At 31.4% G+C, this 19,619-nt stretch carries 24 protein-coding genes; 7 read left to right on the top strand and 17 right to left on the bottom strand.

The genetic code is table 11. The annotated features are described in order from the left end of the window. Nucleotides 1-12 precede the first annotated feature (12 nt). The 14 genes from JV528_RS08430 to JV528_RS14665 all read right to left on the bottom strand — a co-directional run bounded on the left by JV528_RS08430 (nucleotide 13) and on the right by JV528_RS14665 (nucleotide 9,973). Nucleotides 13-297, bottom strand: coding sequence for a hypothetical protein (locus JV528_RS08430; RefSeq protein ID WP_204177469.1), 285 nt, complete (start codon nucleotides 295-297; stop codon nucleotides 13-15). 47 nt (nucleotides 298-344) lie between these two features. After that, complete coding sequence (locus tag JV528_RS08425; protein ID WP_204177467.1) at nucleotides 345-578, bottom strand: hypothetical protein; 234 nt, start codon at nucleotides 576-578, stop codon at nucleotides 345-347. An 18-nt stretch (nucleotides 579-596) separates the two neighbouring features. Continuing rightward, a complete protein-coding gene (locus JV528_RS08420) occupies nucleotides 597-764 on the bottom strand; it encodes a hypothetical protein (protein ID WP_204177466.1) in 168 nt (55 codons plus the stop codon). A 6-nt stretch (nucleotides 765-770) separates the two neighbouring features. Further along, the gene (locus JV528_RS08415; protein WP_204177465.1) at nucleotides 771-2,129 is read right to left on the bottom strand and encodes an FtsK/SpoIIIE domain-containing protein; all 1,359 of its coding nucleotides are present in this window, start codon (nucleotides 2,127-2,129) and stop codon (nucleotides 771-773) included. 88 nt (nucleotides 2,130-2,217) lie between these two features. Beyond that, nucleotides 2,218-2,934, bottom strand: coding sequence for a hypothetical protein (locus JV528_RS08410; RefSeq protein WP_031795585.1), 717 nt, complete (start codon nucleotides 2,932-2,934; stop codon nucleotides 2,218-2,220). 78 nt (nucleotides 2,935-3,012) lie between these two features. Further along, complete coding sequence (locus JV528_RS08405) at nucleotides 3,013-5,508, bottom strand: ATP-binding protein (RefSeq protein WP_114291028.1); 2,496 nt, start codon at nucleotides 5,506-5,508, stop codon at nucleotides 3,013-3,015. 34 nt (nucleotides 5,509-5,542) lie between these two features. Continuing rightward, nucleotides 5,543-5,932 carry a TcpE family conjugal transfer membrane protein gene (locus JV528_RS08400; RefSeq protein ID WP_000358149.1) on the bottom strand — a complete coding sequence of 130 codons (390 nt, stop codon included), beginning with the start codon at nucleotides 5,930-5,932 and terminating at the stop codon, nucleotides 5,543-5,545. A 5-nt stretch (nucleotides 5,933-5,937) separates the two neighbouring features. Continuing rightward, nucleotides 5,938-6,198: a TcpD family membrane protein gene (locus JV528_RS08395; protein WP_000400523.1), complete on the bottom strand. Its 261-nt coding sequence runs from the start codon at nucleotides 6,196-6,198 to the stop codon at nucleotides 5,938-5,940. A 4-nt stretch (nucleotides 6,199-6,202) separates the two neighbouring features. After that, on the bottom strand, nucleotides 6,203-7,249 hold the full coding sequence (locus JV528_RS08390) for a conjugal transfer protein (RefSeq protein WP_204254821.1): 1,047 nt from the start codon (nucleotides 7,247-7,249) through the stop codon (nucleotides 6,203-6,205). Between the two features lie 31 nt (nucleotides 7,250-7,280). Further along, nucleotides 7,281-8,366 carry a replication initiation factor domain-containing protein gene (locus tag JV528_RS08385; protein WP_204254820.1) on the bottom strand — a complete coding sequence of 362 codons (1,086 nt, stop codon included), beginning with the start codon at nucleotides 8,364-8,366 and terminating at the stop codon, nucleotides 7,281-7,283. A gap of 179 nt (nucleotides 8,367-8,545) precedes the next feature. Further along, nucleotides 8,546-8,848, bottom strand: a complete 303-nt coding sequence (locus tag JV528_RS08380) for a hypothetical protein (RefSeq protein ID WP_000398119.1) — start codon at nucleotides 8,846-8,848, stop codon at nucleotides 8,546-8,548. Between the two features lie 3 nt (nucleotides 8,849-8,851). After that, nucleotides 8,852-9,187 carry a DUF961 family protein gene (locus JV528_RS08375; RefSeq protein WP_204177165.1) on the bottom strand — a complete coding sequence of 112 codons (336 nt, stop codon included), beginning with the start codon at nucleotides 9,185-9,187 and terminating at the stop codon, nucleotides 8,852-8,854. 42 nt (nucleotides 9,188-9,229) lie between these two features. Further along, the gene (locus JV528_RS08370) at nucleotides 9,230-9,532 is read right to left on the bottom strand and encodes a transposase (RefSeq protein ID WP_204177166.1); all 303 of its coding nucleotides are present in this window, start codon (nucleotides 9,530-9,532) and stop codon (nucleotides 9,230-9,232) included. Nucleotides 9,533-9,688: 156 nt separating this feature from the next. Beyond that, nucleotides 9,689-9,973, bottom strand: coding sequence for a hypothetical protein (locus tag JV528_RS14665; RefSeq protein ID WP_239469877.1), 285 nt, complete (start codon nucleotides 9,971-9,973; stop codon nucleotides 9,689-9,691). Between the two features lie 333 nt (nucleotides 9,974-10,306). On the opposite strand from JV528_RS14665, the gene JV528_RS08365 reads away from it, so the two are divergent. Beyond that, nucleotides 10,307-11,860, top strand: coding sequence for an SLC13 family permease (locus tag JV528_RS08365; protein ID WP_001288102.1), 1,554 nt, complete (start codon nucleotides 10,307-10,309; stop codon nucleotides 11,858-11,860). Nucleotides 11,861-11,945: 85 nt separating this feature from the next. Further along, a complete protein-coding gene (locus JV528_RS08360; protein WP_000952051.1) occupies nucleotides 11,946-13,319 on the top strand; it encodes a cryptochrome/photolyase family protein in 1,374 nt (457 codons plus the stop codon). An 81-nt stretch (nucleotides 13,320-13,400) separates the two neighbouring features. Here the strand turns inward: JV528_RS08360 and JV528_RS08355 are convergent, their stop codons facing one another. The 3 genes from JV528_RS08355 to JV528_RS08345 form a co-directional block, all read right to left on the bottom strand. Further along, nucleotides 13,401-13,661, bottom strand: a complete 261-nt coding sequence (locus JV528_RS08355; protein WP_115305746.1) for a hypothetical protein — start codon at nucleotides 13,659-13,661, stop codon at nucleotides 13,401-13,403. A 20-nt stretch (nucleotides 13,662-13,681) separates the two neighbouring features. Continuing rightward, nucleotides 13,682-14,299 (bottom strand): DUF1361 domain-containing protein, encoded by a 618-nt coding sequence (locus JV528_RS08350; RefSeq protein WP_001088758.1) that lies wholly within the window; start codon nucleotides 14,297-14,299, stop codon nucleotides 13,682-13,684. A 186-nt stretch (nucleotides 14,300-14,485) separates the two neighbouring features. Continuing rightward, nucleotides 14,486-14,908 carry a PPC domain-containing DNA-binding protein gene (locus JV528_RS08345; RefSeq protein ID WP_000776002.1) on the bottom strand — a complete coding sequence of 141 codons (423 nt, stop codon included), beginning with the start codon at nucleotides 14,906-14,908 and terminating at the stop codon, nucleotides 14,486-14,488. Between the two features lie 209 nt (nucleotides 14,909-15,117). Between JV528_RS08345 and norA the strand changes: the two genes are divergently transcribed. The 5 genes from norA (at nucleotide 15,118) to pfkB (ending at nucleotide 19,619) form a co-directional block, all read left to right on the top strand. After that, complete coding sequence (norA, locus tag JV528_RS08340) at nucleotides 15,118-16,284, top strand: multidrug efflux MFS transporter NorA (protein ID WP_001041327.1); 1,167 nt, start codon at nucleotides 15,118-15,120, stop codon at nucleotides 16,282-16,284. Between the two features lie 295 nt (nucleotides 16,285-16,579). Then, nucleotides 16,580-17,032 (top strand): hypothetical protein, encoded by a 453-nt coding sequence (locus tag JV528_RS08335; RefSeq protein ID WP_000216729.1) that lies wholly within the window; start codon nucleotides 16,580-16,582, stop codon nucleotides 17,030-17,032. Between the two features lie 173 nt (nucleotides 17,033-17,205). After that, nucleotides 17,206-17,688 (top strand): Cys-tRNA(Pro) deacylase, encoded by a 483-nt coding sequence (ybaK, locus tag JV528_RS08330; protein ID WP_001107242.1) that lies wholly within the window; start codon nucleotides 17,206-17,208, stop codon nucleotides 17,686-17,688. A gap of 249 nt (nucleotides 17,689-17,937) precedes the next feature. Continuing rightward, nucleotides 17,938-18,702 carry a DeoR/GlpR family DNA-binding transcription regulator gene (locus JV528_RS08325; RefSeq protein WP_000972699.1) on the top strand — a complete coding sequence of 255 codons (765 nt, stop codon included), beginning with the start codon at nucleotides 17,938-17,940 and terminating at the stop codon, nucleotides 18,700-18,702. Beyond that, the gene (gene pfkB, locus JV528_RS08320) at nucleotides 18,699-19,619 is read left to right on the top strand and encodes a 1-phosphofructokinase (protein ID WP_000640748.1); all 921 of its coding nucleotides are present in this window, start codon (nucleotides 18,699-18,701) and stop codon (nucleotides 19,617-19,619) included. Before JV528_RS08325 ends, pfkB begins: the two co-directional genes overlap by 4 nt.

Genomic DNA, 19,619 nt, shown 5'->3' with positions numbered 1-19,619 from the left:
ATCACTCCTTATTTAATTTTTAACTACAATTTCATCTCCATATAATTGAAACTTAGTACCTAATTTTATTCCATAAGTACAAAACCGAACTTTTTCTGATATACAAACACTTTTCATACTTTTAAAAGAAATATCTTTTTTAGTTCTGTATTCAAACGTAAACATAAAATCACAAGAAAGCAATGTGTATACACGTTCCTTATTAGATATTATGTCTTTTTTTAACATTTTTAAATGGTTACCAACTAACTCATTACTCTGAAAAACACCTGTCTTCGCTTTTTTTATGTATACCATTATTTAACTCCTTTTTATTTTGGTTATACATAAAAAACAATTAACAATCAATTATTAACTCTTATTTCTCCTTTAAATACATAACTAGCATCATTTATTGTTAAGTCATTCAATACAACTTTTTCAAGAGGGTTTAAATCTAAATTTTGTTTGGATAACACAGTAATTTCTGAACCTAAATCAGCCGAAGCTAATCGATAAGCATAACAATCAAAATCTCGTCTCACATCGTCTTTACGTAAAAAATAGAAATCTCCATTCTCATTAAAATCAATTTTCATTACATGCTCACTCCTTATTTAAATTTTTTCAATTTGACGCTGTACTTTAATTAATCGTTCCACTTCATCGGAACGTAACGTTTTATCTTCCTTAATCGCTAAATCTAGCGCTATTAAAATGACATTTTTCATACCAATTTCTTTCGCTAACTCACTTAACAATTGTTCTACTTGTTCTTTATTCATTATTAATCACTCCTTATTTAATATTTGTTTCACATCCGCCACAAAATCATATTGTTCCATGAGAGGCGCATCAAATAAAATCGGTTCATTATATTGTCCAAGAATTGAGATATAACCGCGTCCAATATCTGATTCGTGAATCGGTTGAAATGCTTTATCTGTTTGACCAAAGGTCATACGATAACCATCAGCTGACAAATTACCCATTGATACACGTAAACCTAATTGATCGCGCACATTACCTTTAATCACATCTGCATCAGGTCGCTGTGCTGTTAAAAACATAAACACACCAGCTTGGCGACCTTTCATAATGATGTTGATTAAATAATCATTCATTTCTTGAAGTTCTTTTTTATCTAAAGTAGACGTGAACGCTGTCACTTCATCAAAAATAACAAAATAGGGTGGTAAATCAAAGTTTCTAAAATTACTGCCTAATTGATATTGTTTGCTTTCACTCATCATTCTAAAGCGATGTTCCATTTCTTCATTAGCTTCTCTTAATTGTTTAAAAATTTGACCTTTCGTATCCGCCACTTTTTCAGCACCTATCACATTTTTCATAAATGATAAATCAGATACTTTCGGATCTAATAACCGTACTTCTGCATCACGCTTAAATAATTCTCTAATCATATAAAATAAAAAGTACGTTTTACCGCCACCGGTCACACCAGTAATTAAAGCATGTGGTGCTTTCACAAAATCCCAAAGAATTTGATGTGTAATATAAATCTTCGTATCATAATAGGTTGTTTCTGGTGCTTCTGTACCTTCCATAACGATACGTTTTTTATATTTAAGAGGCATAAACTCATATCTCAAATAACGCCCAATATGACGCTTCTCAACAAGCTCACAATTAAACATGGGTTCAATGATAGATTCTAATTCTAAATAATCATCTTGAAAACGTGAACCATCTTTTTTTACATGTATCACAAATGTTTTACGTCTACGTTTATAAAACAATGTTGGATAATAATCATATTCTGTTTTCTTATAATCAATATCTAAATACTCTGTTGTTTTCTTAATCACTGTACGATTATGAAATCCTTGTGTTTCAATCATTTCAGCCAAATCTTTTTCACGAAATCTTAAAATCAATTGTGAAGATAACTTTGCGATAATAAAAATAACTAATGTACCAATCGCAAGATATAAAAAATGTGGTTTAAAGTACTGATAGACTTCAACCACATTTAAAGCTTTTTGTTGACTAATATAACCTTGCCATAACATTAATATTCGATAGGATAAAAAGATAAATGCGAACACACCCGCAAAAATAAAATCAATATGTTTAAAATACGGTTGAATACGCACACCTTTAAATAAAGCAATCTCATTCATTGCCATTTAATCACTCCTGAAAAATCCATATTTTCTTAACTATATAAAATAAAAAAAGCAACCATAAAAGTAATTAAAGTTGCTTTTATAACAATTAAATATATTGTTTGAAATACTTAACTAAATATGACTTTTTATAATATTTACGACTTCTATGTTTCAATTTATCATCCCCAAACAATCTTTGAAGTGCAATCATATCAGCCATATGACAATACACTGCTTTGTCTAATTCAGATAAAAACAAATCATTTTCACAAAGAACATCTAAAGATAAATAATGACAATTCAAACCGACATTCCCTTGCTTCAATGCATATGAAACTCTGTTATTACCATCTACAACTAAACTAAATGGTAATTCCAAATCTGCATGAAAATAACCACTTCTTGCTGTCACAAAATCTTCTACAATAATGATTGGACTTTGTGTATAAAACTCAGGTTCCTTAACTGGCGTATAATTAATTAAATCATTATAGTCGGTACCAAAAGCTACAGGAAACATTTTAAAAATAGGAACATTATTATTAGCGATATATTGCTTCATTTTAGGAACATTAAAACCAAAATCATAAATTAATTTTTCAAAATTATCATCAAATCTTTCAATCGAATAAAATTGATCAGAAAAATCTACAACTTCAAATGAAAAATTTTGGTTTAAATACCCAATAACTTTAAGCCAATTTTCATTCATTTTTTTAACATAATCATATTTATAAACACCAATTTTTTTAAAAACATTCTTCGAATCAAAGTCACTTAATTTTAAATCATAAATATTTCCAGTTTCATAATGAACTTTCATTCATATATCAACTCCTATAAATATTTAATTTAAGTATAACATACAAAAAGTATATTTTTTTGAAATTGATATAATGTATCAAATCGCAAATTTTTCCTCTGCTTTTGAACTTGCGGAATCTTCTTGTGTTCTAAACGCTTCTGTCATTTCTTCAAATGGACAATGCACAACCATTTTGCCCACACGTCCGTAAAAATCACTGAAAATACATTGACCTTTTTTCAAGTCTTTCAACATTTCCATATTTTCGGGACTTTCTTTTGAATATTCTAAGCCAAGCGATTTTAAAATATCCTCTCGTTCATCTTTTTCATCAAATGCGAAATGACAGCCAAAGTTACCGCCGTCTTCATCAGCTTTATCTTTAACAGATTGGGTAATAAAGACAAGCGAATTATTTTCTGATCGACCCATACGTTTAATACCTTTAGCTACTTTTTTACCTTGGCGTGACGCACTAAATGCCCAACCCTCATCAATAAATAAAGTTGTTTGTATTTGTCTACGTGAACCAAATTTCTGTAAGAATTTACCGATTAAAAGCATTAAAGTAATCCCGTTTTTTTCACCTGTTGAATAACCTGATGGGTCATCACCAGCTTTCGGCATATCTAAACCTTGAACTTGTAATATCGTTGCTTTTTCTTGAATATTCAAAGCTGGATTACTACCATCACTAAACACAAGCTTTAATATATTATTTTGTGTTTTTTCAAAAAGTAAATCACCAGCTTGACTTACATGTTCATCTTCATCATTTTGAAGCTTTTTAATTACATCTAATGACCCAACTTGTTGACCTTTTTCACGTTCCTCAACTGTTTCAGTTATAGCTCTATAAATCGCTGTTTCAACACGATGTTCATTTTCAAACGATTTAATTTCATCAAACACTGATTTCAACATTTCATTGGCTTCAATACCATCAAGAAAAACAATCGGGTCTAAACAACCATAATTACTAGGTTTTTTGTAATCCAATGTCACATACTTAAATGTTTTTAAATGATTGACGAATAGGGGATATTTACGTTGCATCTCTTCACTTTCTGTAATTTTATTAAACCAGTCCGCAAACTCACTTTTCGGATCCCAATAAATCATCTGACCTTTAAAGAATGATGTATATATCCAAAGTAACTTAGCTAAGAATGATTTACCTTTACCTGTTTGACCTGTGATTAATACGTGTGGGCTATCACTGACTGCCCCTGATATACCTTTAGCTGCTAATAATAAACTAAATAAAATAATATCTCTTGAACTTGCGACAGCTTCCTCACGTGAAACAGAACGTATAAACTTATCAATACGTCCAATATAAAAACCGGTTTTTGTACCTAAACTTTGAGACACGCCAAATAAATTTTCTGCAATCCCAGTTGCTGTCGTGCGTTGCACCCAATATTTATTAATAAACAATGGATTACCATGTAAAATTTGATAATATAATTGTAATTGGTCAGCTAGTGGATTCACCGCATAAATGTTTGTTTCTTTCAAACGTTTAATTAAACGTTTTGCTTTACGCTTACAATCTTTTAAATCATCACTCTTAATCACAAATGAACAAGACCATTCCATAAATACACCTGAACCTGTCACTTCTTTTTCCATTTGTTCTAATACGAATAAATTATCTTGAATATCTTCAGATGCATTATCACCAGTAGATTGTTTTTCTCTTGCCTGTGCTTTATGATTGATTTTTGCGCGATCAAATTTCTTTTTCACTTTATCATTCTCAACAATTTTTGCTTTCACGTGACATTCCACAGGAAAGGGCATATTTTGTGCTTTTTCATAAATATGTGTAAATTCCATATCAAGTGGAAAATCATCAACAACAATCGTTGTTGTATAAAATGTTTCATTTTCATTTGTCACTTTCAATACACGCATATTTGTAGGGTCAATGACCACATTACATACATCTGTCACTGCTCGTCTTGATGATTCTTCTTGTACATCATGCGTCGCATTTGAAATAAAAGGTTTTCTCACAATATAAGCAAGTTCATTTTCAGTTAAACGTTCACCCTCAATACTCAAAAAACTATCCGCAAGTTCTCGTTCAAACACTTCATAACGACTTAATACTTTTTCATCTAATGAAACATTAAAACCAAAATTCGATATCATTCGTTCCGCTGTATCTGATAATGTACTCTTAAGAATTTCTTTAATCGAAATCGCATCATCACTTAATTCTCGAAGTTTCACACCCATGACAAACGAGTTACGTGTAATCATTTGTAATTCTTGTTCTAAAACATCAATCGTTTCTTGTGCATAATAATTAGCCACATCAAACGCTGAATCATCAAAATCTTGACTAATTTCTTTAAATTTATTACGTAAATCTAAATCGTGTTCATACATCTCAAAATGAAAATCTTGATAACCTTTAATCGATTCAAGAAAATACTTCATACGCTTTTTTGAAGCTTCTTTTTTATCATAATTAGCTGTTGAAATAGATTCAGAACGAATACGATAATACGCCCAAACTTCACCGCTTTTCGTTAATAACAAATTATTTTTTATCCCTGCATAAGGGGCTTTTAACTCCATGTCATCCCTCCATTAAAAATAGCCCCGTTAGGGACTATTTCAATTTTATTATTTTCTTGTCATGATATTTCACTTCTTCATCATATGCATAATGTACATTGCGCATTTGAATGTTAAACACATACATCATAAAATCCCAAAGAAAGAATATCAGTTTCTTACCATCTTGTTTTAATTTTACTAATTGCTTCGTCATATAATAGGGGAGTACTGTAAAATAAATAATCGTCAAACCTGGTATTAAACCTGTTAATGTATTAAATCCAGCCTTAAGATATAATAATATTAAAATCAATTCAATCACAAACAACGTACCGACCCAGTCTAAACGAATACCTTTTGACCACCGATAACTTCCAGTAAATTCATACATCACAATCGGCTGTTCAAATGTTCGTTTAAGGTTATATGCTTTTTTATCCATATAGATCAGCTCCCAAAAATCAATTTCCAAATCCCTGATACTGAATTAAACACTGTCTCAGGCCCTTTAGAAATCAGGAACATTAAACCACCCACAACAAATAACACAAGCATATGCCCATATTTACCCGTTGCCCATTTAACACAACCAATTACCAATACAATAATACCAATCGCAGTACCAACCTCTTTATTAACCCATTGACCAAGTGGATTAATGGAAGGTGCATCACCTAGTACCAACATTAAATTAAATAAATGTTCCATCACTTTAACCTCCAATTGTTGTTGTTAATTTTTTAACGTAATATTTACCATCTTTTTTTGTAATATCTAAGGTGTAATGTTCTAAGTTTTCAAGTGGTGACCCTTTATCTTTCATTAAAACCTCTGCTTTAACAACATAATCGTCACCCTTAGGATAAATACGTAAATCACTGATTTTAGACACTTCACGTGTATCTTCTAACCCTTCGGGGCTATCCATTAAATAAGCCATATCATCCGATTTACTTTTACAATATTTATCAAAAAACTCTTCAACAAATGCTTTTAGTTTTGGATTATCTTCACGCTTTTCATTCTCCAAACTATCTTTAACAAGTGTTGCTTTTTTCAGTTGATTACTTGGAATCGTAGAAAAATGAGGGTATTCAATCACCACATACTTATTATTTTCACTTTTAACCGGAATGTTTAATAATGCTTTCTTAGTTTCTGTTCGTTCTTTTTCTTCTGTCTTTGTTTCATATTCATCCTTTTTATCTTTTTTCTTTTTAACTTTAACCTCCTTTTTCTCTGTAATTTTTAAATCGTAACTTACAATATACTGAATGATTGTTTGTTTATCTTTACGTTTAATATTAAAAAATTCCTTTTCATTCAGCTTACGCTCAACATTTTCAGTGTTTTCTGTAGGTGTCTTGTAATCAGAAGGATAAAAGTCAGCTAACGCTTTTTGTCGCTCTTCTTTAGCCTTACCATCTTTAGGAATAGTCATATATGCATCAATATACTTATCAGCATATAACTTTAAATTAGGGTTATACTGAACTGTTTCAGCATTATCTTCATATTTCTTTTGAATTTCTTGCGTTTTATTAACTGCTTCTTTACTTTCGTTTTTCGCTTTAGAAGCTCTAATGAAAGAGGCAATCAACAAAATGGTTAACAACACTAAAATCATATAAAAAACAATCACAATCTTTTTTCTGTGATTGCGATACTTCGGTAATGATTTACGTTCTTCTTCAGGAACATCAAAACGCTTGCCTTTTTTTGAAAATCTTGATAATATCAACTTGTTGATGATACTCAAAAAAGCTTTGCGTATGTTATTTAGAAAAGCTTTAATAGGAATCATCTCCTTTCTTTTTACGCTTTAGATTTTCTAAATAATGATTAATTCTATCGGTGTGTTCATCATTAAATGATGAATGCGCCAATATTTTATTTAGAAAATCTGTATCTTCAAGTAAACCTTCAGATTGTGCCATTGCTTCAGCTGTTAAAACAGTATCTAACGTTGTAGCTACTTGTTTACATAACCAATCAATATTATCCTCAATTGACTTTAAACTCGGCTTCATACTTAAACTAATTTTATCCGCACCTTTAATAAAACGTGACCATTCTTGATAAACTGGCCACCTTGATTTTCGACTATCTGATACATCTTTCGGCTCAGTTACAAAACGCATACTATTATTTAAAACACCTTTAACAATATCTGATATGCTTGATGTTTCTGTTAAAATATTTGCACAATTTTCCGCATTACTTCGTCGCATTTGTATTTCATAACGATTCCATAATCCAAAATCTTCAACAGGTGTTTTTAATTTATACGCCATTTCATAATTCTTTTCATAAAAGCGACAGTACATATCACTTTTTTTAGAGCCGATATAAAAGGTTGAACCCTTAGACTGTCCATCAGACAATTTAAAACCAGCAATTGAACTCGCTGTTCTAAATTTTGAAATACATTCGCCATGTTCAGCCTTTTTAATTAATCGTGGTATTTTTAAATATGTTTTTGTATCATCGATCGCAATATCAATTCTTGTAAAACGCGCGTTTTTAACCGCACAGCGCTTAAAAAAATCTTGCCACGTTTCATTACGGTTAATTAAATAATGTTCAAATTCTCGGCAACCAGAACCAGATAACTGTAAATGAAAACCCATACCCTCATCTTTATCCGAATAAAAGATTTGAATATTACCAAACGTATAACCACGATTGTAAAAGTACAAGCCACTATTACGATGTTTAAACACTGCCCGAGGCAGTTTCAAAACATCCTCCATAATGGTGAAAATCGAGGGCACCTGAAAAGTCGCTTGAACCCAGTCAACAACTGCCTCCAAGCCACATTTTTCTGGCTTCGCTACCCCCCTATTAGTAAGGGGGGGAGAAGCTTGATTTTCCATGAAAAAACCTCCTATCAAATCGTAAGCGATTTGATAACTTAAGGCTGTCGCTTCCCTTTCTTAACGCGCCTTTGTCGCAGGCTCCGCCCAAATGCTTAACGCCGTCCCGGCTTGCATTTCTGCGCCTGCAGGCGCTAAAAGTCCAGCTCGCCTTAAGTTAAACAATACAAATGATATATTTAACTATCTACATCACCAATATAGATACAATCCTTCAAATCAATTTGTAGTAATCGCCCGTGTCCTGCTTCTTTCAAACTAAAACACAATAAGCAGACGTCAGTGTATATCCTCGGTCTGCCTGATGGTAAACGACTTTTAACATAGTCACCATTAAATTTTTCTTGTATTTCCTTTGCGATAAGCATTAATGATAATGCTTCACCTGTATTAATTCTAGATGCAATATATGACAACATGCCTTCAGATAATTTTAAAGTACGTGCATAAGGCGCTAAGTTGTCAGCTGTATAAAATTCCATACACTAACCTTGTTGTGCACCTTTTTTATGTTGAATTGTCGCAATTTGTCTAATATCTTCTGCCTTAATACTCGGTTGAATTGAATGGAAATCACCTGAAGATTGTACATATTGTTTTGCTTCTACACCTACAAGTTCACAAACTGACATAATATCAAGTTTTACTTCTTTAGGTACTTTTACAGTTACTTGTTCACCTTGACCAGTTGACGCTAATTTGTATGCATATAATTTTTGATCGGTTTTTTCTCCATCTTCATATTTGTATTTCTCATCAACACCCATGAAATATAAATCTCCAAACGTTTCTTTTAAATCAAATTTCGGACTCCATGCCATAATAAATTCCTCATTTCTTTTTATAATTTTTATTTATACGCTTTATGCTTTTGTTTCTAAACTATAAATATCATCAGCTGAAAAGCTTGTATATAAATTACAATAACCTGTATTCATATCTTGATATACTCTAGGTTTGATTGTTAAATTATCAAAATCAACACGTTCTAAAGAATCAAAGTATTTTTCATTTGACAGTCTAACTTTAACTTGTTCACCAATATCAACACATATAATCGTATACAGATAATAAGCTTCATCAAACCGCGATATTTTTTCAACATGGGACAAATAACGAAACTCTTTCCCCATAGTTGCGTCAATATCAATGACTGGTTCTATCATAAAAGTCACCTCAATCTTAATTAAAATAGGCAGACTCATACAAATCAGAGTTTTTTAGGGTCGCACGAATAGGAATAACTCCCGCAAATCCGTACCACTGCATTTTTGATAATGGAGTGTCTATGCTTCTCCTGACCTATTCAATTTTTTTGAAACCTATCGGTTCATCACCTCAAAGAATTCTAGGTCTATTTTATCAATATGATACATCTTGCATATAAATGCGTTAGACACACCATACTTTTTTAAAAACACATAATCCTTATAAGTAAATTGATAGTCATTATTTTTCGCTTTATTGCACACATCCAATATACAAAAGTATGCAATTTTATACATCTTACAAATATGACGTTTTGAAATACCATGAAATCTTAAAATAACAAAATTTCTATAATCTAAACGCTTAAAATCATAAAAATAAGGTGTAAACACTGCCATAACGATCAATTCCTCTCTTAAGAATTTATTGTTAATTAGAGTTTACACCACATATTAAAAAGAGACTATCTACAATAATCTCATTTGCATTTTATCTAACTAAGTTTAACTTTTGCTTAGAAAAATGATGCTATGAGGATATTCAGTAGATAGTTTTTTTATGTTCTAATATTTAAACTTAGATATCTTTTTGTAATTAACCGAGATAACTCATCACCTAGCAATATTATTTACAAAATATTTCGATAAAATTGTGTATTTTGCATAAATTAAAAATGTATGTCTTAAAAAATTGTTATAATTAAATTAAGATTAAACAAAGGGGTGACTGTTATGTCAGAAGAAAAAAAGGTAGTTAAACATGAACAACAAAAGAAAGAAAAGACAAAAAAGCAATACAAGCCATTTTGGATTGTTATGAGTTTTATAATACTTATAGTTGTACTATTACTCCCGGCACCTTCAAGTCTGCCAATAATGGCCAAGGCAGTACTAGCTATTTTAGCTTTTGCAGTTATTATGTGGGTAACGGAAGCTGTATCATATCCGGTGTCAGCAACTTTAATTATTGGCTTAATGATATTACTTTTAGGATTTAGCCCGGTTCAAAATTTAGGAGAAAAGCTGGGTAACCCGAAAAGTGGTAGTGCTGTTTTAACTGGAAGTGATCTTCTAGGAACAAATCATGCATTATCATTAGCGTTTAGTGGATTTGCAACATCAGCTGTAGCTCTCGTTGCAGCCGCATTATTTTTGGCTGCTGCTATGCAAGAAACGAATTTGCATAAAAGACTAGCTCTTATAGTGCTATCAATTGTTGGTAATAAAACTAGAAATATAGTTATTGGAGCAATTATTGTTTCAATTGTACTTGCATTTTTCGTTCCTTCTGCAACAGCTAGAGCAGGGGCAGTTGTACCAATCTTGCTGGGTATGATTGCAGCATTTAAAGTTTCTAAAGATAGCAAGTTAGCGTCATTATTAATAATTACTTCAGTACAAGCTGTGTCAATTTGGAATATTGGTATCAAAACGGCGGCAGCACAAAATATCGTAGCGATTAATTTTATAAACCATCAATTAGGATTTGATGTTTCATGGGGCGAGTGGTTCTTATATGCAGCGCCTTGGTCCATAGTTATGTCTATAGCTTTATATTTCATCATGATTAAAGTGATGCCTCCAGAAATTAATACAATAGAGGGTGGCAAAGATTTAATAAAAGAAGAATTGCATAAACTTGGCCCCGTTAGCGCACGTGAATGGCGTTTAATTGTTATATCGATGTTATTATTACTGTTTTGGTCAACTGAAAAAGTATTACATCCGATTGACTCTGCATCCATTACTATTATTGCTTTAGGTGTTATGTTAATGCCGAAAATTGGTGTCATGACATGGAAACATGTTGAAAATAAAATACCATGGGGAACAATTATCGTGTTTGGTGTAGGTATTTCACTAGGTAACGTTCTTTTGAAAACAGGTGCAGCTCAATGGTTAAGTGATCAAACTTTTGGTGTTTTAGGTTTAAAACATTTACCTATTATCGCGACAATTGCACTTATCACGCTTTTTAATATATTGATTCATTTGGGCTTTGCGAGTGCAACAAGTTTATCATCAGCGTTAATACCTGTTTTTATTTCGCTAACCTCTACGTTACACTTAGGAGACCAGTCTATAGGATTTGTTTTAATTCAACAATTTGTTATTAGTTTTGGTTTCTTATTACCTGTTAGTGCACCTCAAAATATGTTGGCTTATGGCACTGGTACTTTTACAGTTAAAGATTTCTTGAAAGCAGGTATACCATTGACAATTGTAGGGTATATTCTAGTGATAGTTTTTAGTATGACTTATTGGAAATGGTTAGGTTTGCTTTAATTAAAAATATAAATAAGAATCTAGGTTATTTTAAAGTGACAAAAAGCTTAATAAAATAAAAAGATAATTGAAGGGTGTTTTGTTTATGGCAATAGCTGTGTTATTAAATCGTATGTTTCGAACAGAACATAATCCGTTATTTGAATATATTTATCAACAAAAAGATGATATTGATGCTTGTTATTTCATTATTGCAGAAGAGGATATGAGTACAGCATCTGATTTGAAAGCACAATTTTATCGCGGTACTTTGCAGCGCTTTTACCAATCGTTGCACGCAGAAAAGCTCACACCTTATGTAATGTCTTATGACGATATCATTTCATTTTGTAAAGAAAACAATATATCTGAAGTAGTAGTAGCAGGAGATATCATGAGTTATCATCTTGAAGAATACGATATTTTACATCAACGTTCTCAATTTGATCAAGCAGAAATTACCGTTACATTAGTACGTGGTAATCATTATTTTAAAGCGAGTAAAACGATGAATAAACAAGGTGAACCATACAAAGTGTTTACAAGTTTTTATAAAAAATGGCGACCGTATTTGAGAATTAGAGATGTATATCACTACGACTTAAATGAGTTAATTGACATTGTAATTGCAGCTCCTAATAATTTAAAAGATGTCCAAATAGATGCTGGTTCATCACAAGCGCATGAACAAGAAAAATGGCAACAATTTTTAGAACATGATATACAGAATTATGAAAATGGCAGAGAATATTTACCAGAAATATTAACAAGTCAATTAAGCATTGCCTTAGCATATGGCTTATTAGATATTATTGAAATTTTCAATGATTTGTTATCACGATATGAAGAAGATGAGTCAAACTATGAAGCGTTTATTCGGGAGCTCATTTTTAGAGAGTTTTATTATGTTTTAATGACACAATATCCGGAGTCTGCACATCAATCTTTTAAACCGAAATATCGTCATATTAATTGGTCTGAAAATGAAGCGGATTTTAAAGCTTGGTGTGATGGTCAAACGGGATTTCCAATAATTGATGCAGCAATGATGGAATTGAGACAAACAGGTTTTATGCATAATCGTATGAGAATGGTTGTGTCTCAATTTTTAACAAAAGATTTATTTATAAATTGGACATGGGGAGAGGATTTCTTCAGAAAGTATCTTATAGATTATGATGCAGCATCAAATGTTCATGGTTGGCAATGGTCTGCATCTACTGGTACGGATGCGGTGCCGTATTTTAGAATGTTTAATCCAATTAGGCAGAGTGAACGCTTTGATCCTAAAGCATTATATATCAAAACATATCTTCCAGTTTTAAATCAAATTGATGCAAAGTATTTACATGACACACATCGAAATGAATCTGAATTATTTAAACAAGGGATTGAGTTAGGTCGTCATTATCCAAAACAAATAGTGGATCATCAAGAAAAGAGATCTCAAGTTTTAGCGACATTTAAAGCATTAGACTAATTGATCTGATTTGATGGTTCAACTAAAATAAAACAAGCTAACTAAGACATGTTTTGCCATAGTTAGCTTGTTTAAATTGTTCTATCGGAATATGTCAGTAAACATAGTGAAATATAGCAAGACATATTCCAAAAATGTAATGATATAAATATACTTTAGTCTTATTTTTATATGTTGAGGAACATCCCATTTAGGATATTGTCGTTCGAAATAAATCATTTGTTGAACAAAAACGCCTATACCTAGCGGAAATAACATCAGCAGAATACTTCTTGTGTAACTTAAACCAATATCATGCCATAGGTGTCCAATAATCATTTGAAGAACGATGATTGATATCATAAAAACGGTTATATCTAAAGTCACTTTTTCAATCTAACTCCTTTTCCAAATAATAAAATAGCTGCTTGCATCATAACCATAAAGCATACAAATATTGCTGTGTCGATTGTTAAACTTTTTAGAATGTGATTTAAGACGCGTATAGGTTCATTAAAGAAGTATACGGAATGTAAGCGTAAGAAACGTCCGATGTAAATGCCGAAGCCATTTAAAAACATAAGAATTACAACAATTATTCTATTAAGCCATGGATGCGAAGTAAGCGTTAAAATTTCAAAATAGATTAAAATCATTACATAAATTGCTAAAAAGACACCTAACAGTAAATAAGTAAAGTACTTCCATTCAAATAAGTTAAGCCCTGCATAAAAGTTAAATTGAAATTGGTTTAGATGAATTAAATCAGTTACCATATAAAATGTGTTAGGTAAAAGTAATACAAATATAAAGCTATATATGACGAAGAGCGGCCATTCATATTTTTTATTGGGTCTAAATAAACGCAAAAGTAGGCTTAGCTCAAAAGGTATATATGCTAAAAATAAATTTAATGTCATAAATTGATATATTTTATTCTCAAATAGTGACGCAATAAATAATACTAAAAAGTAAATTCTAGCGATGTATCGTGAATTCATAAATGATATACACTACTTTCTAATGAAAAAAGTTATTCATATTAATGTGGTAATTATAATTACATTCAAAACTTTATTTAAAGGTTTATTTACTATAGAAATGTCTAAACCAAAGTGCGAATGCATTTATAATTAAACACTTATGATAACGTTTGAGTTGATGTGTTTCAACTAAAAAGTAATGTCTTATTGTGGATCAAGTAAATTTAAACCAACTGAATCATTGAATGTACGTTGAATATCCATATCTGTAACGGTAAGCACAATTTCAGCAGTTGCAGAAACAATTGCTTTAGCGAGATGTCCGCTAAAAGTTTCATATGATTGCGTACCAAATGTTGCATGTAAATGTGCAAAATGTCCATTATCTAGACGAGAAATATTACCTAATAAGCTCGTCAATTCCAGTGGCTCAGTAATATGTTTTTCTTCATATTGTTTCGTTGTTAAATTGAAAAATTTTAAAATGACGTCATCACATGCACCAATGCCGCTGACAGATGTAAATGTTAAGTCTTGGTCATCTGCAAAGGTTGTTATACATTCAATGATGTCTTCTCCTTTTTCTAACACTAGTAGTATAGTATGATTACTTTTTTGCAATTTCATATGATCAATCCCCTTTATTTTAATATGTCATTAATTATACAATTAAATGGAAAATAGTGATAATTACAAAGAAAAAAATATTGTCAATTGTAGCAATATTGTAATACAATATAGAAACTTTTTACGAATATTTAGCATGAATTGCAATCTGTCGTGGAAAAGAAAAATAACAGCTTTAAGAGTGACAAGTAGAAAAAAGAGGTGAGCAAATGAATAAACAGATTTTGGTATTATATTTTAATATTTTCTTAATTTTTTTAGGTATCGGTCTAGTGATACCAGTCTTACCTGTTTATTTAAAAGATTTGGGGTTAACTGGTAGTGATTTAGGATTATTAGTTGCTGCTTTCGCCTTATCTCAAATGATTATATCGCCATTCGGTGGTACGTTAGCTGATAAATTAGGAAAGAAATTAATTATATGTATAGGATTAATTTTGTTTTCAGTGTCAGAATTTATGTTTGCTATCGGTCAGAATTTTTTAATTTTGATGTTATCAAGGGTTATCGGTGGTATGAGTGCTGGTATGGTTATGCCTGGGGTGACAGGTTTAATAGCTGACATTTCACCAAGCCATCAAAAAGCAAAAAACTTTGGCTACATGTCAGCGATTATCAATTCAGGATTCATTTTAGGACCAGGGATTGGTGGATTTATGGCAGAAGCTTCACATCGTATGCCATTTTATTTTGCAGGTGCATTAGGTATTCTAGCATTTATAATGTCAATTGTATTGATTCACGACCCTAAAAAAGTTTCGACAAATGGATTCCAAAAGTTGGAGCCACAATTGCTAACGAAAATTAACTGGAAAGTGTTTATTACACCAGTTATTCTAACACTTGTATTATCGTTTGGTTTATCTGCATTTGAAACATTGTATTCACTATATACAGCTGACAAGGTAAATTATTCACCTAAAGATATTTCGATTGCTATTACAGGTGGCGGTATATTTGGGGCACTTTTCCAAATCTATTTCTTCGATAAATTTATGAAGTATTTCTCAGAGTTAACATTTATAGCTTGGTCATTATTATATTCAGTTGTTGTCTTAATATTATTAGTTTTTGCTAATGGCTATTGGTCAATAATGTTAATCAGTTTTGTTGTCTTCATAGGTTTCGATATGATACGACCAGCCATTACAAATTATTTTTCTAATATTGCTGGAGAAAGGCAAGGCTTTGCAGGCGGATTGAACTCGACATTCACTAGTATGGGTAATTTCATAGGTCCTTTAATCGCAGGTGCGTTATTTGATGTACACATTGAAGCACCAATTTATATGGCTATAGGTGTTTCATTAGCAGGTGTTGTTATTGTTTTAATTGAAAAGCAACATAGAGCTAAGTTAAAACAACAAGATTTGTAATATCGCACATGGTTGTCATTCGATTAATGTATTTCGACAACTAAAGCATTACAAAATAAGCATCGATTTTCTTACAATTATAGTGAAGAAAAGTCGATGCTTTACATTTAAAAAGATTCGATTGACTAAATGTTCTACTCTTTATATTTAAATGTTATATGTAACAAAAAATGATTTTGAGTAATAAACATGTTACAAATATTACATTCTTTTTAAATTGCAATCCACATACCTAATTCATTAACGTTAATGTGTTAAGATGATAAAAAATGAGTAAGGAAATGTGGGTAAGGGGATGACAGTAAAAAATTTATTTTTAGGCTTTGTTGCTGTAATATTAACTGTTTGTTTAATTGGTTTATTAATATTAGCAACAAATGAAGTTGCGCTTGCTAAGGTACATAAAACGATTAATACGCTTAACGCGATAAATGTATCAACTGAAGATACTTATAAAAAGAAAATGGATATTCTCAATATTCATACTGCTAAAGCATCTGAAGTGAATGAAAATGTGAAAAAGCAAAATCATTTTAAGCATCGTGTGAATGCAAATAAATCAAATTCTTTTAACGAACAAGAGTGCCAAGTTATTGCTGATCGTTATGCAGATAAGCATATCAATGATAATTATGGTTTAGAAAGAATTTCTAAGACAAATCATGGATATAATTATGTTTATTCCAATGATAATTCAACTAGTAAGCAACATGTAAGTATTTCAAATCAAGGCATAATAACGAAATAATAGATGGAACAGTGTATTCTAATTGGATATACTGTTTTTATTTTGCAATATTTTAATTTAAAAAGGTGAAATCAACTTATAAAATGATGTAAATGTAATGTCAAAATCAACCAATCCGTAATGTATTTTAAAATGTTAATATAGTTCTGAAGAAGTATAAATGAGGTGTTGAAATGGCTAAAAATAAGAAAACGAACGCGATGCGTATGCTTGATCGTGCAAAAATTAAATACGAAGTTCATAGCTTTGAGGTACCAGAAGAACATTTATCTGGTCAAGAAGTTGCAGAACTCATACAAGCAAATGTTAAAACAGTATTTAAAACACTTGTTCTAGAAAATACAAAACATGAACATTTTGTATTTGTTATCCCAGTAAGTGAAACTTTAGATATGAAAAAGGCAGCTGCTTTGGTTGGAGAGAAGAAATTGCAACTTATGCCTTTAGATAATTTAAAAAATGTAACGGGATACATTCGTGGTGGGTGTTCACCTGTTGGTATGAAAACATTGTTTCCAACAGTCGTTGACCAATCCTGTGAAAATTATAGTCATATCAGTGTGAGTGGTGGGCTTCGAACAATGCAAATCACGATAGCGGTTGAGGATTTGATTACAATAACTAAAGGCAAAATTGGAGCAGTTATCCATGAATGATTAATAACAACAAAAAGTATGGGGCAAGATTAGGAGTGTGACAGAGATGAAATTTTTATAAAATTCATTTCTGCTACACTCCTTTTTGATTGAAATAGCATTTTACGATCATAAACAGTCATGATAATTGAGTATTTGAACATAAAAATGTAATTTTATCGTCACAATTTGATTGTTTGTGATTGTTTTTGGTAATTTATGATTGAAAAGTGAAAGCGTACTCATTATAATACAGAGTGAGATGGGGTGATGATGATAATTACAGAAAAAAGACACGAGTTAATATTAGAAGAACTTTCGCACAAAGATTTTTTGACTTTACAAGAATTAATAGATCGAACTGGCTGCAGTGCTTCAACAATACGAAGAGATTTATCTAAACTACAACAATTAGGGAAATTGCAACGTGTGCATGGTGGTGCAATGTTAAAAGAAAATCGTATGGTTGAGGCGAATTTAACTGAAAAATTAGCAACTAATCTCGATGAAAAGAAAATGATTGCTAAAATAGCAGCTAATCAAATCAACGATAATGAATGCTTATTTATCGATGCTGGTTCATCTACATTGGAGCTAATTAAATATATTCAAGCGAAAGATATCATTGTGGTAACCAATGGTTTAACACATGTAGAAGCTTTACTTAAAAAAGGTATTAAAACAATTATGCTAGGTGGTCAAGTTAAAGAAAATACACTTGCTACGATTGGTTCAAGTGCCATGGAGATATTAAGACGATATTGTTTCGATAAAGCTTTTATCGGGATGAATGGATTAGATATTGAACTTGGATTAACTACTCCCGATGAGCAAGAGGCATTAGTTAAACAAACAGCAATGTCATTAGCCAATCAATCATTTGTACTTATAGATCATTCTAAGTTTAATAAAGTATATTTTGCTCGTGTACCTTTGCTAGAAAGTACGACAATCATCACATCTGAAAAAGCATTAAATCAAGAATCGTTAAAAGAATACCAACAAAAGTATCACTTTATAGGAGGGACTTTATGATTTATACAGTGACTTTCAATCCTTCAATTGACTATGTCATTTTTACGAATGATTTTAAAATTGATGGTTTGAACAGAGCAACAGCAACATATAAATTCGCTGGGGGAAAAGGTATTAATGTCTCACGTGTTTTAAAGACATTGGAAGTTGAGTCAACTGCTTTGGGATTTGCAGGTGGATTTCCTGGGAAATTTATTATAGATTCATTAAATAACAGTGCAATTCAATCGAATTTTATTGAAGTTGATGAAGATACACGTATTAATGTGAAATTAAAAACAGGACAAGAAACAGAAATCAATGCACCGGGTCCTCATATAACGTCAACACAATTTGAACAACTGTTGCAACAAATTAAAAATACAACAAGCGAAGATATAGTTATTGTTGCTGGAAGTGTACCTAGTAGTATTCCAAGTGATGCGTATGCGCAAATTGCACAAATTACAGCACAGACAGGTGCTAAATTAGTAGTCGACGCTGAAAAAGAATTGGCTGAAAGCGTTTTACCATATCATCCACTATTTATTAAACCTAATAAAGATGAATTAGAAGTGATGTTTAATACAACAGTGAACTCAGACACAGATGTTATTAAATATGGTCGTTTGTTAGTTGATAAAGGTGCGCAATCTGTTATTGTCTCACTTGGCGGTGATGGTGCTATTTATATTGATAAAGAAATCAGTATTAAAGCAGTTAATCCACAAGGGAAAGTGGTTAATACAGTTGGTTCTGGTGATAGTACAGTTGCAGGCATGGTGGCTGGAATTGCTTCAGGTTTAACGATTGAAAAAGCATTCCAACAAGCAGTCGCATGCGGTACTGCCACGGCATTTGATGAGGACTTAGCAACACGGGACGCTATAGAAAAAATAAAATCACAAGTTACGATTAGCGTACTTGATGGGGAGTGA

This window comes from Staphylococcus sp. GDB20D11A (assembly GCF_016893255.1).
In the GTDB taxonomy this organism is placed as follows: Bacteria; Bacillota; Bacilli; order Staphylococcales; family Staphylococcaceae; genus Staphylococcus; species Staphylococcus aureus.
Note: the sequence above shows the minus strand (reverse complement) of the source record. Positions and strands in the feature narration are given on the sequence as shown.

Coding starts and splice junctions, on each gene's coding strand:
- JV528_RS08405 (WP_114291028.1), bottom strand. CDS start 5,508: ATGGAGTTAAAAGCCCCTTATGCAGGGATAAAAAATAATTTGTTATTA.
- JV528_RS08355 (WP_115305746.1), bottom strand. CDS start 13,661: ATGATATCAATCATCGTTCTTCAAATGATTATTGGACACCTATGGCAT.
- JV528_RS08400 (WP_000358149.1), bottom strand. CDS start 5,932: ATGGATAAAAAAGCATATAACCTTAAACGAACATTTGAACAGCCGATT.
- JV528_RS08415 (WP_204177465.1), bottom strand. CDS start 2,129: ATGGCAATGAATGAGATTGCTTTATTTAAAGGTGTGCGTATTCAACCG.
- JV528_RS08350 (WP_001088758.1), bottom strand. CDS start 14,299: ATGAATTCACGATACATCGCTAGAATTTACTTTTTAGTATTATTTATT.
- JV528_RS08410 (WP_031795585.1), bottom strand. CDS start 2,934: ATGAAAGTTCATTATGAAACTGGAAATATTTATGATTTAAAATTAAGT.
- JV528_RS08345 (WP_000776002.1), bottom strand. CDS start 14,908: ATGAAATTGCAAAAAAGTAATCATACTATACTACTAGTGTTAGAAAAA.
- pfkB (WP_000640748.1), top strand. CDS start 18,699: ATGATTTATACAGTGACTTTCAATCCTTCAATTGACTATGTCATTTTT.
- JV528_RS08430 (WP_204177469.1), bottom strand. CDS start 297: ATGGTATACATAAAAAAAGCGAAGACAGGTGTTTTTCAGAGTAATGAG.
- norA (WP_001041327.1), top strand. CDS start 15,118: ATGAATAAACAGATTTTGGTATTATATTTTAATATTTTCTTAATTTTT.
- JV528_RS08380 (WP_000398119.1), bottom strand. CDS start 8,848: ATGGAATTTTATACAGCTGACAACTTAGCGCCTTATGCACGTACTTTA.
- JV528_RS08395 (WP_000400523.1), bottom strand. CDS start 6,198: ATGGAACATTTATTTAATTTAATGTTGGTACTAGGTGATGCACCTTCC.
- JV528_RS08325 (WP_000972699.1), top strand. CDS start 17,938: ATGATGATAATTACAGAAAAAAGACACGAGTTAATATTAGAAGAACTT.
- JV528_RS08385 (WP_204254820.1), bottom strand. CDS start 8,366: ATGGAAAATCAAGCTTCTCCCCCCCTTACTAATAGGGGGGTAGCGAAG.
- JV528_RS08375 (WP_204177165.1), bottom strand. CDS start 9,187: ATGGCATGGAGTCCGAAATTTGATTTAAAAGAAACGTTTGGAGATTTA.
- JV528_RS08420 (WP_204177466.1), bottom strand. CDS start 764: ATGAATAAAGAACAAGTAGAACAATTGTTAAGTGAGTTAGCGAAAGAA.
- JV528_RS14665 (WP_239469877.1), bottom strand. CDS start 9,973: ATGGCAGTGTTTACACCTTATTTTTATGATTTTAAGCGTTTAGATTAT.
- ybaK (WP_001107242.1), top strand. CDS start 17,206: ATGGCTAAAAATAAGAAAACGAACGCGATGCGTATGCTTGATCGTGCA.
- JV528_RS08335 (WP_000216729.1), top strand. CDS start 16,580: ATGACAGTAAAAAATTTATTTTTAGGCTTTGTTGCTGTAATATTAACT.
- JV528_RS08365 (WP_001288102.1), top strand. CDS start 10,307: ATGTCAGAAGAAAAAAAGGTAGTTAAACATGAACAACAAAAGAAAGAA.
- JV528_RS08425 (WP_204177467.1), bottom strand. CDS start 578: ATGAAAATTGATTTTAATGAGAATGGAGATTTCTATTTTTTACGTAAA.
- JV528_RS08360 (WP_000952051.1), top strand. CDS start 11,946: ATGGCAATAGCTGTGTTATTAAATCGTATGTTTCGAACAGAACATAAT.
- JV528_RS08370 (WP_204177166.1), bottom strand. CDS start 9,532: ATGATAGAACCAGTCATTGATATTGACGCAACTATGGGGAAAGAGTTT.